The organism is Cupriavidus sp. GW821-FHT07C08 (genome assembly GCF_059419025.1).
In genome coordinates, this window is record NZ_JBWKQZ010000036.1 from 64,154 (window position 1) to 80,424 (window position 16,271).

Below are 16,271 nucleotides of genomic sequence, written 5' to 3' on the forward strand. Positions count from 1 at the left end.
GGTATCACACGTGGACGGCCACTCTAAGACGGAGCACTTGATCGGAATGGCGCCCGTCCAGGACTGGAGAGACAGCGGCCCTTCGAGCTGGGCGCAACCGCCGCGAACTACGCACAAATCTTGACTTGATCCAGCGGGGCAACGGCGCTGCCGGAAGGCTCTTGTAGTCCTAGCAATCTTTTGCGCGTACGCTCGCTAACACGCTCCTATCCGCGCGGGCTGCCACCTCGAGACAGAACGACGGTCGCTATCGATACAAATGGCACCGTGACAACGACGCGTCGGGGCTTAGAGGGACACGATTTGCTGGAGCATTCTCGGGCTACCCTTGCAGGGGTACCCTGCGTAGCCTGATTGGCAGCGAACCACCGATCGAACGCGAGTGCCGCAAGCTGCGGAATCGAACTATGCCATCCGCGGCCACACCTCTAAATGAGTTGCCTCACTTCACACAGAGCGTGCATGCCCCCGGCTTCGTCTCGCCGATTAGACACATACCTTCGTGGGATCCCGCGACGCGATGGCGCAAGGCCAACAGAAAGGACACAAAGATTGTACGAATCCTAGTGGCAAGGCTTCCGTAAGACCTGTGCGCGGCATGTTTAGCGCCGGACTCTGCCGCTAACGGACAATTGACGGTGACTTTGCCTGTTGGGGAGCATCGGAACGGAACAATATTGGTGACCTTACGAGAGGCCGCCTATCGTGCTGCATACAATTTGGTGACCTAACCACAGCGAGAATGGGCAATGAGGGCAGGCTACAAGGCCACCTTTTCGGTGGTCGCAGGCAAAACTGACGTTCGTACAATCTCGGTGACTTTGCCCTTGGCGCAGGCTTGACGTTCGGCCAATATTGGTGACATTGGCCATCTCGACATACTCGGCGAAGCCGCATTCGGATGACGAAGGGCTGCGGAGCTGAATGCGCGAAAGCAGAAAAAACACTTCGGGAGGGGGCTTGGAATTGCAGCCGTCCGTTCACTAGGTAGTGGTCGGAGAGTCTCCGCTACAGCCGAGGATGAAGCAGAATCCGGATTGGCGCCGGGGGCGATTATCAGCGCGATTGGGCGGCTTCTCTGAGGAAACCGTGGTGTCGAACTCAAGGGCCTTCCCTCAAGGTCCCGGCCGAGCGAGAGGGAGGAACGCCCCCGCTTCGCGCAAGGCTAAGGTCGGTTGGCGTTGGCGTCCCGGCGTTAGCAGCTCAGGCCTGGCTGGCGCGGGTGCGAAGCTGTCCGGGGGCAAAGCCGTCCGATGGCCGCCCCCGCTGATCGCAGAAGCGCCGCCACAAGGCACGCAGCAGCTGATCCAGGCCGCTGGCGGAATAGCCGGCCGCCACGCCCGCAAGCTGCTTATTACGCCCGCGCAAGGTGGCAGGCTGTGCCGTCGGGGCTAATAGCGCTGCGTGTGCCGGCGGCATCATGTTTGGCCAACCGCGGTCGGCCCAATGCGCCTGTAAGGCCTGTTGGACGGCGGTATCAAGGGTCACCACCTGCTGGCGCGAACCTTGTCGTTGCAATACCGTGCCGCCGGCGCTGGATTGCAAGCTGGCACAGCGCAGCACCGCCAGCTCGCTCAGTGGCAAGCCTGCGCTGCGCATTAGTTGGGCTGCAACCAGCGCAGCACGATGTCGCGGACCGTGCCGTGCTTCCCCCAACCAGGCAAGGAAGGCCTCCACGTCGGGTTGGCTGGACGGTGCGCGCAGCGCAGACGGCGCAGCGGCGGCGGCTTGCCTTGGGACGAGCGGGGCGCTCGCCAGATGACCGGCCTTGACCAATGCGCGAAGCAGCGCCCGAACAACCCGTAGGGCGGCCGCCACCGAACTGGTCCCCAGCGGGCCTTCGAAAGGCCGCCAGTGCATTCTGTCGCGCGCCCCGCTCGGGCCGCACCAGAACGCCGCCGGCTGAGGATCCGCTAGAAATTCCTCATATGACTCAAGATCGCAGGCCTCCAACGCCTTCAACCCCTTCTTGCGCGCCGCATTCCACAACAGCAGCCGCTCGGCCTCGCGCCGATAGCTGTTGCGGGTATGTGGCGCCCGGTCCTCTAGCCAGGCGCGTACGAACGCCAGATCGGCGGCGAGCGCCGGCCCTGCCGCGGTATCTGAGGCTGGCACCAGCATATGCTCGAGTGGCACCGGATACGGCATCCCAGGGGCCAAGGTCAACGGCACCAGCGCGTCGCGGTGGGCATGGGCGGCAGGCGGCAGCACATAAGCATTGACCGCCGCGGCGCCCATGGCCGGGCGCTGGCGCACCAGCCAGTGCGTGATGACCTCGGCCGACTGCGCGCCGATGCGTGGCACCGCGCGCCACCAACTGCTGCCGCGCCGATTCGCCAAGGACGTCAGGTCCTCAATCCGCCGGATATTGGCGGCTACCAGCCGGCGTGCCAGACTCGGCTTGAACCAAAGCGACACCTCGTGCTGTGGCTGGGGGTAGCTCTGCCCAAGCTGCTCAAGCGCCGACACGGCGTCTACCCGCCGGGTCATGCCAACATCGGAACGCGCGCGTAGCGCTTCGAACATGCTGGCGATCTCGGGCTGGCCATGCTGCAGGGCGAACTGCACCAGGCGGTCGCGCAAGGCCAGGATGCGCTGGATCGCCTGGGCCTCGCTCAGGTGCTCGTCCTCATCCGGGTCCACCAAGTAGCGGTTGGCGATGTCCACCGGCCGCATGCCTTGCGCGTAGGCCCGGACTACGGCAAATTCGGTGCGGGTGAGTTTGGTGACCGCGTGAGTATTGGGATCCTGAGCCATAGGCAGCGCTAAGTGCTTGATCTATAACAATTTTCAGCAAACGCCGTCCCCAGTCGAGGGAAAATGCTGACTAAAGCGCAATGTAAATTATTTTCGTATCGGACGCTATGCCTATTCGGCTGACGTACCGCGGGCCGTCCTAGTTTGGTTCAGGGCAGTCATCGATCCGGTTGTGGCGCTGATGATGGAAGCCGTGCATCACTATGAGGGGTACGTGGCCAAATCCCTCGGCGACGGAATCCTCGCCCTGTTCGGCGCACCAATTGCCCACGAGGACCATGCGCTTCGGGCCGTTCAGTAAATCGCCTAGTGTGTGTAAGACCACTGTCTTGGACACGCCATGCGGATTGCAAGGAAGCGCGAACTGGCGATTGCGAGAGTCTTACGTCCGCTTGGGAGGGCTCCTCTCTCGCGTAAGCAAGCTGAGAACGCGGGCAAATTGCTTGGACTCCATTGGGCTACGGTTTATCACTTGCGCCGGCGCTTCCTCGCGGATCCTGTGGCGAGCGCGTTGATACCTTATGACCGAGGTCCCAAAGTGGGAAAGCCGCGTCTAGCAGAGACTGTCGAGGAAATCGTGAGTGAGGTGCTGACGGATTGGCTGCCGCGACAGGGTCGTCTCGCGCATCCGCTTCTCGAGCTCTGCTCCCGTGAAGTGTAGTAAAACTGGGTCTTCCGCAATCTGTGTGACGACGGCGAATTCGCGTCGAGGCCCCTTGTCGTCGTCTTTCCCGCCCCCACTACCACCATTCTTCTTATTGACTAACGTAAACGAGCCCGCCAGCCTCGTCCTGTCCGCACGAGCTCACGCGCCTGTGATGGCGATCGGGGCTTGCATGTCCCGCAGGACAAGGCAGGCCAGTCGTTCAGTTCGGCTTCAATACCCGCAGCCGCAGAAGCTCGACGTTTGCGCGGCCATACATCTGGCGCTTGAGGAGCTTGAGCCGGTTGACGTGACCCTCGGTCTGGCCATTGCTCCATGGCAGCTTGAAGGCCGCCCGCACAGCCGGTAAGTCGGCGCGCAGGCTTTGCGCGAAACGACGCATTTCCGCGGCGTCGCAACACGACAAACGTTTCAACCATCGATCGAAATGTCGCACACTTCGCCGGTGCATGAGCCCCAGAAACTCCCGCGCGAGACTGCGGACCTCGCCCACCACGGGTTCGATCTTGCACAGCGCCTTCACGAACCGCTCGTGGTCCGCGCTCCTTGGCTCTTCGATGGCGAGGTTCCTCCATCCGACAAGCCATCCGAACACGCGCCGGGCCGACGGAATCGGCATCGTTCGCACGGGCTCCAGGACAAGCGGCGTCTTGCCCAGCGGATAGAGGAGGCGGGTCACGCAACTCTGCACGGAGCCGCGACTTCCCAAGTAACCTCGCTGCTTGAGTTCTTGCCAGATCAGTTCAGGAAAGCGACAGCCCTGGACGATTCGTTTCTCGATGTAGTCGCGATAGGGATCCAAAGGCGTCGGACCCCGCGCCTTGGGTGTGCGCTCGGGGAATAATCCCCCCCAGTGACGAACCTGCGCACGGTTACGTTGCTGATTGAAAGCTCGCGCGCGATTCCTTTCATCGATCCGCCCTGGGCGCGTAGCGCCATCACCTGCTTGTACAACGCCAGCCGCGTGGCGCGTCGCGGATCGCTCAGACGCTCCTCGTCCTTGCGAGACCGTTTGAGTACCGGCTCTAGACGTCCCCGCTTGATCAATTGCGGAAGCGCACGTTTGCGAAGTGTTCGAGTTCTCTCGCGTCGTTGAGATGCTGCCAGTGGGTCGCCCACAGACACTGGGATCGGAGGATGCTGTTGCCGATCGCCAATACCGCCAGTGGTAGCCGCTATATCCGCTAGCATTCACCTCGATCCAACTGGTTGATCCGTAATGGATTTCTCATCCGCTGTGACGTCTACCACTGTTGCTGGTGGGCAACGCGTTTTGGGGCGTCGGGTCCACTAATTCCGCCAGCCTGGGTCAGCCGTTCAGTTAATCGCCTAATGTGACTAAGACCGCTTGCATACCTGAAGTTGTATCTACTTTCACCTAAATTTGTGGCTTGCTAATAGGGAGGGGCAAGGAACCTCAATCGAAGAAGGGCCATTCGCAGCGCCTTGATGGCTGTCCGCGGCGTCTCGCCTATCGCCTGTACGCGTCCGTCGCATAGACGCGCCACCAACGCCCCGCCCGTTTCCCGGTAAATCCAGAACATCGCGCCGGCATCCTGCTGGCCGAGCAGGCGTCGCTTGCGAATATCGGCGTTGGCGGGGGTGAAGGCGGTTGCGACTGTCCAGCCCCTCTCTCGTGAGAACGTCAATCCGGGGCCTTGGCTATGCCATTGCGCAACGATAGCTCGCCTGCGACGGTGGCGACGACGAGCGACGCCGAAAAGGCGCGCCGCTTTGCTGGTCCTCGACATGATCCCCCACGCCTCGCCGCAATCAATAACCGGTTCGACAAAGCGGGTGATGTCACAACGTCGCTTCGCACCCCACCACGGACGAAGCGGGCAACTCGCAATTTCGACATGCCTCAGCGCATTCCCGCGGCCAAGGAGAAACTCCTGGACAGCCTTGTCCGCGTATGCCCACACCTGGAGCAACGCGGTGGCCGCCGCATGGTATGCGATCCACGTGTGGGTCGCGGAGAATTCCCGACTCGGGGGGCTGATGGAGGCATGTAGCATTACCTGCTCGCTCAACTCCCCAAACACGCCAGCCGGTGGTGCACGATAAGGCCAACGGCGAAGGCGCACATAAGGTTCCACGCTTCGTGCCCACAGGCCCTCTGTGATCACCAGCGCTGCCTGGGGATGGTGCGCCAGCGTCTCTGCGGCGACCGCGGCGGTCGGAGCCTCCAACCAAGTGGTGGCCCGCGGGGCCACATGACGCCGAAAGTGCCGCGCCATGGCTCGGTAGACCGAGAAAGCTGGCGCATCGGACCAGTAGGACGACGCTTTTTCTCTTAGATCCAAGTCTGCAAACGCCTGCTGATGGCAAACGTCATTGTGAAAAATTGTGTTCGGCCCATGCACGACGCGCAGTGCGTTTTTCGTAGGATGTGGCTGTAAGCCCGGTGGACAAGGGCTTCCCATTGCTTCACTCAGGGCCAGAAATTCTTCCGGCTCGAGTTCTTGCGTCCAAAAGCACTGGTATGCAACGGCTTCTGAATGGGCGAGACATGTCATGCCGTCGAGCCACGCGACCAATTGATCCATGGCTTGTAGGTTGGCTGAAGTCATTCGCGGGCGGCGACACAACTCTGGGGTAAAGAACCGAAGCCGGTCGCACGGACAGCTACCGGGCGGGCCGTCCGGATCCGACAAGATCATCATGAACGCGCGGCCGCAGCGACAGTGCGACCGCAGTGGGACGGCGTGGACAGGGCAGGTCTGCAGGAAGCGGAGTGCAAACAAATCGGTGTGATAACCCTCCGCCAAACAAAGTGGACAGATCCTGGTGTCGTAGCTGAAAAGCGCAGACCGCAGCCACGCCGGTGCATCGTCAACGGTTGCCCACCGAAACTTTATCGCCGGCTCGCCCAGCAACGTCGCGAGCCGTTCTCGGTCAATCCCCCCGAATGGCCGGGGCGCCTCGTGCCGATCTCGGGGTCGGGCCATGACGGCAAGCTCGCGCGGCAGGAGCCCATTGAGCTCACATGCGCGGAGCAGCGTGTGATACAAGGACGCGTAGGGAAGGACGCTACCGCGATACCAAGTCAGACGCGGTGGCTCAGTCATGTCTGTATCGGACTGCGATCGTTGCGTTGTCGCGCTGCGGTGGCTGATACCACTGCCATTAGCCTTCTATGCCCTGCTGCCTCTACTACCTGGCGCCAAGACGTCGACGAAGTCGCCTTCTCGACGTCCGCGCCACCAGCCAGTCGCAACAAGACGTGGCGGCACGCGTGGGTTACCGTCTTCATCGGAAAGTTGATGGGGCCTGCGTACCGCGCGGGCAGGCAATCGGTCATGGCCTGCATCAGCGTAGCCGCGAAGTCGGCGAGCCGGAATCCCTGAGTCCAGGCATTGGGCACCAGGCCCGCAGTGAATGACAGGTCTGACCCCGGAGGTCATTCACTGCCGCTGTCATAGCCGGCCATGACATAAGCGAGTTCCTGCTCACTACGAATGCCATCGAACGCCTTTGTGGCCAGCATGAAGCGAGCCGCAACATGCGCGCCGCCGGACAGGGCCATGGTGATTGCTTCGTCAAAAAACTGGAGCGAGGCCACCGAGATTACGCATAATCGAATTCGTTGCCGCTCGAGCTGACTGTGCAACTCCACGAGCCACAACCACTCTCGCTGCGACATACCCTGGGCTTCGTCGATAACTAGGACCAGAAAGCGCCCACCGCCTTGGCTGGCCAGTTCGATCCAGCGTTCCAGCAACATATGGTGGCGCGCAAGCGGACCTCTCACCAATCGCGCCAGCGAATGGAAACTGGCTTGTAGCAGTTCTGCATAGAAGCTGCCGACTGAATACGGACCGCCGGGGTCGGTGTGGCTCCAAACCACCATCGGCACATAGCCACCGCAGCGCTCCGACAGCAATCGCTGCAGCCAGTGATTGACGCCGCTGGACTTGCCAAAACGCGAGGGGCCATAAATGGTGGCACCATCGACTTGGTCATCGATCCAGCCGGCCACTGTGTTCACCATCTCCTCAATCGCGACGGTATAAAGGGAGTAATCACCTGTCACAATAGGATGGTCGCGTGGCACATGACTAGGTGCCAGGGGAGGCGGGGGATGGTATGTGGTCGCTACCATAGCTGGGCCTTTCGCATCGGAGGCAGACATAGAGGCGACGCCGGTCCGGCTGGCGTGGGATCGGCGGCAACTTCACTCGGCAGCGCTTGACGTGCCAAGGTGACCATGGATTCTCCCGCAACCAGTTCGGCATACTGCTGAAGGATCCGCCGTGCCTCCAGATAAGCCGGATGAGGAGGGAGCCGCCTGCCGGGCGAGCCTTCTGCATATTGCAGCAAAGCCTCGACCGCGTCGCAGCCGCTGGACAGGAATAGCAATCGCCTGCGTTCGAGGGAGCGAATGGCCTGTCTGACATAGAGGGAGTGCGGGGTGCGGTGCCACGGAGGTGACGCACGAACGACGCCGAGAAAATGTCCTGCTTGCGTTGACACTGCGGCGAAACGGGCATCGTCCTCGTTTTCTATCGTCAGCCATAATTTCTTGCCGAGCAGATCCCCGCGCAGGCAAAGCCACTCCGCGGAGTAACGGGCATTGGCGAAGTGAAAATGGGGTCGTCTACCTGTACGGCTGCCGCCCAGTAGCGCACAGAGTTTGCGCACACCCACCATTTTGCTTACAGCAATCGGATCCGCCGTGGGTAACGGTCGATCTTCCTGATCGGCCAATAATTCAAGCTGGTCAAGCGGACTGCGATACCCAAGGCCGGAATGTGGTGTGGCGTTGTAGTTCGCGATCAGGACGTCGAGCAATTCCTGCGCAAACTCCAATTGGAAGTGAGTGTCCTTCGCCGTCTGCTCCGGGTCGGTGCCACGCTTCTGATCTGGTGAGTTGCCGGTGGTGGTCGCCAGGCGATGAAGGCCACCCGCAGCCAGGCAGCGGAAGAATGCCTCGATGAAGGGTCGGTCGTCTTTGCTGCGCCGGTGGCTAAAGCTGCCGGGATCCTGAGGCTTCACTATTCGCGCACCTACGACGTCTTGCAGGGCGGCTTCAACCCGATTGCAAATGTTCGCCAGCGCCCCATCGACGCTGAATTCTTCCCAGCAAGCTCCCACGAACCGTGGAGCGCGATATGAAGGCAGGCCGGCGCCCTTGGCATAGGCGTTGTTGCTGAACAGAATGTCTCGCGGTGTCCACAGTGTCAATGCGCAGCGTATGGCACGCAAAACATCCTCCGCACTGCACTCGCGCCGCAGGGACAAGCTGTAACCGAGAACTGCGCGTGAAGCCACTTCGATCAGCACGACGACCCAGAGACGGTGAATGACACGCGGCTCGTGACCGCCGTGCGGTGAAGGGACGAGGATTACCATCCGCGCGTCGAGCTTGTGCGCATCGCATTCAACTCGCTCGAACAGCCGCAATGCTGGACGGCGTGTCCCATCGCCCGTGCGTGTCTTGCGCTGGGCCTCCGGGCCTCCAAGTAATGCGCTACGGGTCCGTAGCGGCGCGGCCGCAATGACGTCGGCAATGAAACGGCATATGGCCTTGTAACCTTGCTTCGCAACGTTGAACGGCCATTCACCGCGCTGCTCGAAGCCTCTTTCCCGCAACGCGTTAAGAAACCAGCGGTAGAGCACTGCCCGAGGTTGGCGGGTCGACTCGAGCGTCTTTCGATGACCAAGGATCTGCTGGCGAAACTCAGCTTCCAGGCCTTGACCTGCAGCGCTTCGGAACACGGCTTGAAGCGCTCCGGCTGCACCGCCGCCCCAGGGATTCACTGCAATTGGAGCAGTACGCGTGTAAGGCCGGATGCGTGCGTGCGGCAGCAATCCGCGCCAGCCGTAGATTTGTCCGTCAGGATGCGGTGCAAGGCAACGCTCAGTGATCAGGCGGTACACCTGGCCGCGGCCGATTCCCGCATTGGTCCTTATGTCCCTGCCGCTAGCGCCATCCAAATAAAGCCGCACCGCGCAAACGCGTGCGCGGAAGTTGGCACGCTGAGCCTCGGGCAAGGCTTGGTCGTCGACCGCGGGCCACGTCGCCAAGTTGATCTCGACGTCTGATGCATCGGCAGCAACGGTTCGGGCTCGCAGACGTAATCTGGCGCGCACTCTACGGCCCTCCATCCCGCTCCAACTAGACACAACATTAGGTGAAATCGCTTCCCCGGAACACAACTTTCCGTGGGAATGGCAACACACCTAGCGAGGTAGAGCCTAGCAGCGCCCTGATTTGATGGGACTTCTCGATTCTCGGTGTCGACTGACCAGAGTCACAACTTTAGGTGTGCGAGCGAAGACCACTGTCTTGGACACGCGATGAGGATTGCAACGAAGCGCGAGCTGGCGATTGCGAGGGTCTTACGTCCTCTTGGGAGGGCTCCTCTCTCGCGTAAGCAAGCCGAGAATGCTGGCAAATTGCTTGGAATCCATTGGGCGACGGTTTATCACTTGCGCCGGCGCTTCCTCGCGGATCCTGTAGCGAGCGCGTTGATACCGTATGAACGAGGTCCCAAAGTGGGAGATACGCGTCTAGCGGCGACTGTCGAGGAAATTGTGAGGGAGGTACTTACCGATTGGCTGCCGCGACAGCCTCATCTTGCTCATCCGCTCTTCGAGCTCGTCGTCGAAATCCGGAAGCGATGCGCAGCGGCAAGTATTAGTCCGCCAAGCAGATCTACCATTTCGCGACGCTGGCGCGCACATCGGGAAGAAGAGGCCCTTCGGCTCGCAACGCTGCCGGGTTCTGAGATTCCCCCAGGCCATCTTGTGGCGCGCTGTCCGATGGACATTGTGCAGATTGATCACACGCTGGCCGATTTGATGCTGGTGGATGATGCGAGCCGACGCCCCATTGGCCGGCCATGGCTAAGCATCGCTCTCGACGTTTCGACAAGATGCGTCGTCGGCGTATACGTCGGGATGGACCGCCCCAACGCGGCAACTGTTGCGTTGCTATTGACCCGTGTTGTCTTGCCAAAGGATGGCTGGCTCGCCAGCCTCGATGTTAGCGTTGATTGGCCTATGCACGGCATTCCACAGCTACTTCATCTCGATAATGCGGCGGAATTCAAGAGCAGGGCATTGCGAGCGGGGTGTCGGGAGTACGGTGTCGAACTCATGTACCGACCTGCGGGGAGACCGTACTTCGGGGGCCATATCGAACGTTTGATGAGGACCATCATGGAACGTGTCCACAGTCTGCCAGGGTCGACTGGCTCGTCACCCAAGGGCCGCAAGGCCAGACCGCCGGAGAAAGAAGCTTCCTTGACGATCCGGGAGTTTGAGCGGTGGCTAGTCCTCGAGATTGCCGAACGCTATCACCACAACGCTCACCGCGGGCTGCAGGGCGCCACTCCGTTTTCGGAGTGGGCGACGGCGGGTAAGAAGACGCCTCCACGCTTACTTCCCAATGCGGCGCCTGAACCCCTGCGCTTTCTAATCCAGTTCTTGCCGATGACTTATCGGACCGTGCAATCGGATGGGCTGACGCTGTTCTACCTTCGATACTGGCATCCAATATTTGCAGCCTGGCGGGCGACAAAGCAGAAAATTATTGCAAGGTACCACCCTGAGGATCTCTCCAGAATCTTTGTCAGTGTCGACGGGAAGCACTACGTTGAAGCAACATTTGCGGACTTGCGTCGTGGCCGAGTGTCATTGTGGGAACAGCGCAGTGCGTTACGGCGCTTACGATCCCAAGGCAAAGAATATGTCACAGAAGCGAAGGTATTTGACGCGATTGATGAGCAACGTCGGATTGTTTCCCGCGCTAGATCGCAAACGTTGGGGGCAAATCGTCAAGGCGAAGCTCTGAAGGAACTGGCGCCACAGATCCTTGGCGAGGCGCCAAACTCGGTACGTGCAAACGCGTTGGACAAGCAATCTGAGCCGCCAGTGGATTACAACAAGCCGCCCCCAGTGTTCAATGTCGAGCCGCTGTAATTGCAATGCGCCCGCTGCTAACACATCTGCTCCCGGCCGCGAGAGAACTGGCTATGTGCGACGATGGTGTCAGAATTAAAGGCTTGGCACGTAGCCATTGGATAGACTACCCGCGCGCAACCCAGGCGCTGGAGATTCTCGAGCGTCTCCTGCAAACACCTCAGCGGGAGCGTATGCCATGTCTACTGCTGCACGGAGATTCCAACATCGGTAAGACGCAGATTGTCTCCAAATTCCAGCGTCGTCATCCACCCGAGTATGACGAAGGGAAGGGCGTCGAGTTGCGAAGTATTGTTGCCATGCAGATGCCACCGACACCTGAGCAGCCCCGGTTCTATTCCTCATTGCTTTTCGAACTGGGCGCTCCCTTCAACGCGGCGGCAAGGCTATCTGCGCTTGAGAACCTGAGTCGCGCACTGCTTCGAAAAGTTTCGGCGCGCATGCTGATCGTTGACGAGGTTCATCACTTGCTGGCCGGCAACTACCGAGAGCAACGTGCATCCTTGAATCTGCTGAAGTTCCTAGCCAATGATTTGAAAATCGCTGTTGTCCTCGTTGGCACTCAAGACGCCGTCATGGCGCTCCAAACGGATCCCCAGATGGTCAGTCGATTCGCCCGTCTCGAGGTGCCGAGATGGCAGGAGACGGAGGCATTTCGTTCTCTTCTTGCAGCCTTCGAAATGATTTTACCGCTTCGACGTCCGTCGAATCTCGCACGCCGAGAAATGGTACATGCCATTCTGACTGCAAGTGGAGGGTTAACCGGGGAAGTGTCGCGCCTCTTGACTGTTTCCGCAGAACTCGCGATCCGCGATGGGCAGGAGGCCATCGACCTTGGTCACATAGAGAATGCAGCACAAACCTTGCTCTCCTGAGGGTGTCAGGCCTTGGCCTGTTGCTCCGCGCCCATTCGATGATGAAGCGTTTGGCGGTTGGCTCGGTCGACTGGCCGCAAGGTATCAGATCAGTGTTGACCAGTTGTGGCAGATTGGCGACCTTGGTGCGTTTCCAGCGTTGACCAATAGTGGCTGGCTTCTATTCCCCCCGATGGACGAGCAGGCGCTGTGCCGCCTTGCGCTGCTGACTCATATTGATATCCCAAGGCTTGCGGCACTTCAAACACCTATGGCGTGGGTGTCAGACCGAGATCAGCTCCCATACTGCTTCGACTGCCTTGTTCTGAATCCCGTCGACGTTTCCTCGCCTCGCTGGAAGCGGGATTGGCTGGATCCGCACACGGTTGTCTGCCAAGTCCCTGGCCATAGACTGAATACGCTCCCGCCATTCACGCTACGCATCTGCCGCAACCTCACTGCGGTGCTCCGTGCGATCAGCAAGCGTCAGCGCAAGAGGTAGGTAAAAGCGGTCAGATTTCGATATTGGCGGAAATTGTGACCGCTATTGGCGGAAATAACGATCTGCAACAGCGGTCGAGCCGTACTACCCCAAGGGCAAACGTGGCCGGCCGCCGATCGGCCTTGAGCGGATGCTGCGCATTTACTTCCTCCAGCAGTGGTACGGGCTGTCGGACGAGGCACTGGAAGACGCGCTGTACGACAGCATGGCGATGCGGGCGTTTGCCGGGATCGACCTGGCAGTCGAGGCGGTGCCAGACGCGACCACGCTGCTGAAGTTTCGCCGCCTGCTCGTCGAGCATGAACTGACGCGAAAGCTGTTCGACGAGATCGGCATCATGCTGTGCGAGCGGGGACTGATGATGAAGGAAGGCACGATTGTGGATGCCACCATCATCGAGGCGCCACCGTCGACCAAGAACAAAAAGAAGAGCCGCGACCCGGAGATGCACCAGGCCAAGAAAGGCAATGCTTGGCACTTTGGGATGAAAGCCCATATCGGCGTGGATGCGGCCTCTGGGCTGGTGCATAGCGTGGTGGGCACAGCGGCCAACGAGTCGGACGTGTCGCAGGCGCATGCCTTGCTGCATGGCCACGAGGAGCACGCGTTTGGCGACGCGGGCTACACGGGCGTAAACAAGCGCGAGAAGATGCAAGGCAAGACCGTGAAGTGGCAGGTGGCCGTCAAGCGCGGCAAGATCAAGGCGATGCGTGACGGAGCGGTCAAGGACTTGCTGATCGCCGTCGAGCGGGCCAAGGCCGAGATTCGGGCGCGGGTCGAGCATCCGTTCCACGTCATCAAGAATCTGTTTGGTCATCGCAAGGTTCGCTACAAGGGCCTGTTCAAGAACACGGCGCAGTTGTTCAGCCTGTTTGGTTTGGCGAATCTGGTGTTCGCCAGGAGGCTGTTGTTGTCCTCAGAGGGGAGCAATCCGTCCTGAGCGCGCAAAGCGCGGCCAGGAAGGGTGCGAAACGCGAGAAAGACGGCTTGAATCGGCCCATCTCTCCCGCATTGCGAAAGCTGAAGTCCTTGGCTTGTGCAACATCAAGCGCAAATCTCATTGATCGATTCCCTAACATTACTACGCAAACGTACCGCGATTACTACAGTTCACGGCATTTGACAGGTCAATACATATCAGTGTCCTGAGCCAGAAATTCGTAGACAAAATCCAAAAGAGGCAGCGCTACACATCGGGTCTTGGGAAGCCGCAGGAGGGCTTCCCCGACCATGTGACAAGAGTGCATGCTGCTGTACTTCACAGCGATGTCGGCGCTCTAAAGAAGCACCTCTAGCGAATGAAACAGCCGTCGCTTGTTCGGCTCGCTCGAGCGCTCCATTTCATGAATCACCTCGCGAAAGCACTCGAAAAAGCAATTAGCGGCGGGGCTCATTCCCACATCCTTGCGCGACATGATGCAAACCGTCGACTGATCAACGACTTCCCGCAGTGGTAAAGCGGTCAATCCGTCTCGCATCAAGCCTATTTCAACGAGTGGCCATGGATAGACGCCCAGCATATCTGTTTGCGTGAGCAGCCCCAGCCCGACCGAGACGGAATGGGCGAGATGGATGGTTTTAGGCACCTGCACTCCGTGTTTCCTGAATAGCGCCTCCAGCATCGGCGCCTCCCCGGCGGGATCCCAGGTCAGCAGCCATTCTGCCTCTGTCAACTCGTGCAGCGTTCGGCTGTTTCGCTTTGGATGATCCTTGCGCCCGACTATTGCCGCCTGACTGGAGAATATGGGAACGGTTCGGAACTCGGAACGCACCGGCTCGTCTGGTGCGCGTCCTATCGAGAAATCCAGCGTGCCGTCGCGCAACAATGGCTGAACAATTGCCAACAGTCCCTCGTAGAACTCGAGCTTCACCTCGGGCATCAAAGCGCGGAATTTGATGACCGTCGGCGGCAGAAAGGTCAGCGCGACCCACGGCGTCACGCCGATCGTCAGCTTGCTGGCGTTCGCGCCATGCATCATCCGGATCTCGGAATCCGCCCGCTCGAGTTGCTTCAGCACTGATTTGGCGTGGACGTGCAGTGCACGCCCGTAGTCGGTCAACGAAACACCTCCCGAGTGGCGATGGAGCAACTGTACGCCTAGATCGGCTTCAAGTTCGTGTAGCGCCTTGGTTACAGCAGTAGACGATACGCCGAGCGCACGGGCCGCCGCCCGAACCCCGCCGGTGTTGACAACGGCATTCAGCGTTTTGAGTTGGTGAAGTTTCATGGAATAGTGTTCGGTAGGTGATAACCAGTGGTTTGCACTTTAACTGCTGCTTGGCTATCGGTCAAAGCCGACTCTGAATATGCTCAGTCACCAAATGAATCAACCGGAAGGGGACATGGAGAACAGCGTAATTCCGCCGGGGCTCGGCGCAAGTGAGGAAGAAATGATTGACTTGCGGCGGCAACTACATGCGCGGCCCGAACTCGGGTTCGAGGAGTTCGCGACCAGTGATCTCGTCGCAAAACGGCTGCAGGAGTGGGGCTACGAGGTACATCGGGGTCTGGGCAAGACCGGTGTTGTCGGACAACTGAAGCGCGGCGATGGAAAGCGCCGCATCGGTATCCGGGCCGACATGGACGCGCTGCCCATCCACGAACTGACGAACCTGCCCTATGCGAGCCAGACACCAGGCAAGATGCATGCATGCGGCCACGACGGCCACACCACGATACTGCTGGCGGCCGCCAAGTACCTCGCACATGAAGGCTCCTTTAACGGCACGCTGAATCTCATCTTTCAGCCGGCAGAAGAAGGCCTCGGAGGCGCGAAGAAGATGCTGGAGGATGGTCTGTTTGATCTCTTTCCGTGCGATGCGGTTTTCGGGATGCACAATCTTCCGGGACTCGACACGGGCAAGTTTGGCTTCAGGCCAGGGCCGATCCAGGCTTCATCCGATACGGTGATCATCACGGTCAAGGGGCGAGGTGGACACGGCGCGGTGCCACAAAAGGCCATCGATCCGATCGTTGCCGCCTCACATATTGTGGTGGCCCTGCAGACCATCGTGTCGCGCACCGTCGCGCCTCTCGAGATGGCGATCATTACGGTGGGATCGTTCCATGCCGGCGACGCACCGAACGTCATTCCCGAAACGGTCGAACTGCGACTCTCGGTGCGTGCATTGAAGGCCGAAGTGCGCGCGCTTCTGCGTGAGCGCATTATCGAAGTAGTGCACGCACAGGCCGCGGTTCATCGGGCATCCGCAACCATCGATTACCGAACCGGCAACCCAATGGTGGTCAACGACGTTGAGATGACCAGGTTCGCGCAGCAGGTGGCGCTCGACTGGCTTGGCGCCGATCGAGTCGTCGTCGACATGGATCCTGTCACCGGCAGTGAGGACTTTGCATATTTCCTTGAGCAATGCCGCGGTAGTTATCTGTTTATCGGAAACGGCGACGGCGAAGGTGGATGCATGTCACACCATAACCCTCACTACGATTTCAATGACGAGTGCCTGACAACGGGTGCTGGGTTCTGGGTGAAGCTCGCCGAGAAGTTTCTTGTGTAGGAATCTGGTTGCACTGACCTTTTGGACGGCGTGCCGGCATCAGTGT

10 protein-coding genes and 1 pseudogene are annotated in these 16,271 nt (G+C 60.0%); 5 read left to right on the forward strand and 6 right to left on the reverse strand.

The window, feature by feature from the left end; genetic code table 11:
- Nucleotides 1-1,203: 1,203 nt before the first annotated feature.
- From AC07UK_RS33060 to AC07UK_RS33080, 5 genes are all read right to left on the reverse strand, one after another.
- A complete protein-coding gene (locus AC07UK_RS33060) occupies nucleotides 1,204-2,757 on the reverse strand; it encodes a phage integrase family protein (protein ID WP_494687687.1) in 1,554 nt (517 codons plus the stop codon).
- An 866-nt stretch (nucleotides 2,758-3,623) separates the two neighbouring features.
- Complete coding sequence (locus AC07UK_RS33065; RefSeq protein WP_494687688.1) at nucleotides 3,624-4,100, reverse strand: ISL3 family transposase; 477 nt, start codon at nucleotides 4,098-4,100, stop codon at nucleotides 3,624-3,626.
- Nucleotides 4,101-4,815: 715 nt separating this feature from the next.
- Complete coding sequence (locus AC07UK_RS33070; RefSeq protein WP_494687689.1) at nucleotides 4,816-5,994, reverse strand: hypothetical protein; 1,179 nt, start codon at nucleotides 5,992-5,994, stop codon at nucleotides 4,816-4,818.
- 830 nt (nucleotides 5,995-6,824) lie between these two features.
- Nucleotides 6,825-7,478, reverse strand: a complete 654-nt coding sequence (locus AC07UK_RS33075) for an ATP-binding protein (RefSeq protein WP_494687690.1) — start codon at nucleotides 7,476-7,478, stop codon at nucleotides 6,825-6,827.
- Nucleotides 7,479-7,519: 41 nt separating this feature from the next.
- Nucleotides 7,520-9,451: a hypothetical protein gene (locus tag AC07UK_RS33080; protein ID WP_494687691.1), complete on the reverse strand. Its 1,932-nt coding sequence runs from the start codon at nucleotides 9,449-9,451 to the stop codon at nucleotides 7,520-7,522.
- Nucleotides 9,452-10,189: 738 nt separating this feature from the next.
- Between AC07UK_RS33080 and AC07UK_RS33085 the strand changes: the two genes are divergently transcribed.
- The 4 genes and pseudogenes from AC07UK_RS33085 to AC07UK_RS33100 form a co-directional block, all read left to right on the forward strand.
- Nucleotides 10,190-11,350, forward strand: a complete 1,161-nt coding sequence (locus AC07UK_RS33085; protein WP_494687692.1) for a transposase — start codon at nucleotides 10,190-10,192, stop codon at nucleotides 11,348-11,350.
- 5 nt (nucleotides 11,351-11,355) lie between these two features.
- Nucleotides 11,356-12,225: a TniB family NTP-binding protein gene (locus AC07UK_RS33090; RefSeq protein WP_494687693.1), complete on the forward strand. Its 870-nt coding sequence runs from the start codon at nucleotides 11,356-11,358 to the stop codon at nucleotides 12,223-12,225.
- Nucleotides 12,200-12,706 (forward strand): TniQ family protein, encoded by a 507-nt coding sequence (locus AC07UK_RS33095; protein ID WP_494687694.1) that lies wholly within the window; start codon nucleotides 12,200-12,202, stop codon nucleotides 12,704-12,706. Before AC07UK_RS33090 ends, AC07UK_RS33095 begins: the two co-directional genes overlap by 26 nt.
- Before the next feature lie 73 nt (nucleotides 12,707-12,779).
- Nucleotides 12,780-13,646: pseudogene (locus tag AC07UK_RS33100) on the forward strand (IS5 family transposase); the annotation flags it as partial.
- Nucleotides 13,647-13,983: 337 nt separating this feature from the next.
- On the opposite strand, the gene AC07UK_RS33105 reads toward AC07UK_RS33100, so the two are convergent.
- A complete protein-coding gene (locus AC07UK_RS33105; RefSeq protein ID WP_494688235.1) occupies nucleotides 13,984-14,934 on the reverse strand; it encodes a LysR substrate-binding domain-containing protein in 951 nt (316 codons plus the stop codon).
- A gap of 115 nt (nucleotides 14,935-15,049) precedes the next feature.
- On the opposite strand from AC07UK_RS33105, the gene AC07UK_RS33110 reads away from it, so the two are divergent.
- Entirely contained in the window at nucleotides 15,050-16,225 is a 1,176-nt protein-coding gene (locus AC07UK_RS33110; RefSeq protein WP_494688236.1) for a M20 aminoacylase family protein, read from the forward strand.
- The last annotated feature ends 46 nt before the right edge of the window (nucleotides 16,226-16,271 follow it).

Excerpts from the sequence above, each read along its gene's own strand:
- AC07UK_RS33060 (WP_494687687.1), bottom strand. The coding sequence starts at position 2,757 with ATGGCTCAGGATCCCAATACTCACGCGGTCACCAAACTCACCCGCACC.
- AC07UK_RS33070 (WP_494687689.1), bottom strand. The coding sequence starts at position 5,994 with ATGACTTCAGCCAACCTACAAGCCATGGATCAATTGGTCGCGTGGCTC.
- AC07UK_RS33085 (WP_494687692.1), top strand. The coding sequence starts at position 10,190 with ATGGACATTGTGCAGATTGATCACACGCTGGCCGATTTGATGCTGGTG.
- AC07UK_RS33090 (WP_494687693.1), top strand. The coding sequence starts at position 11,356 with ATGCGCCCGCTGCTAACACATCTGCTCCCGGCCGCGAGAGAACTGGCT.
- AC07UK_RS33095 (WP_494687694.1), top strand. The coding sequence starts at position 12,200 with ATGCAGCACAAACCTTGCTCTCCTGAGGGTGTCAGGCCTTGGCCTGTT.
- AC07UK_RS33105 (WP_494688235.1), bottom strand. The coding sequence starts at position 14,934 with ATGAAACTTCACCAACTCAAAACGCTGAATGCCGTTGTCAACACCGGC.
- AC07UK_RS33110 (WP_494688236.1), top strand. The coding sequence starts at position 15,050 with ATGGAGAACAGCGTAATTCCGCCGGGGCTCGGCGCAAGTGAGGAAGAA.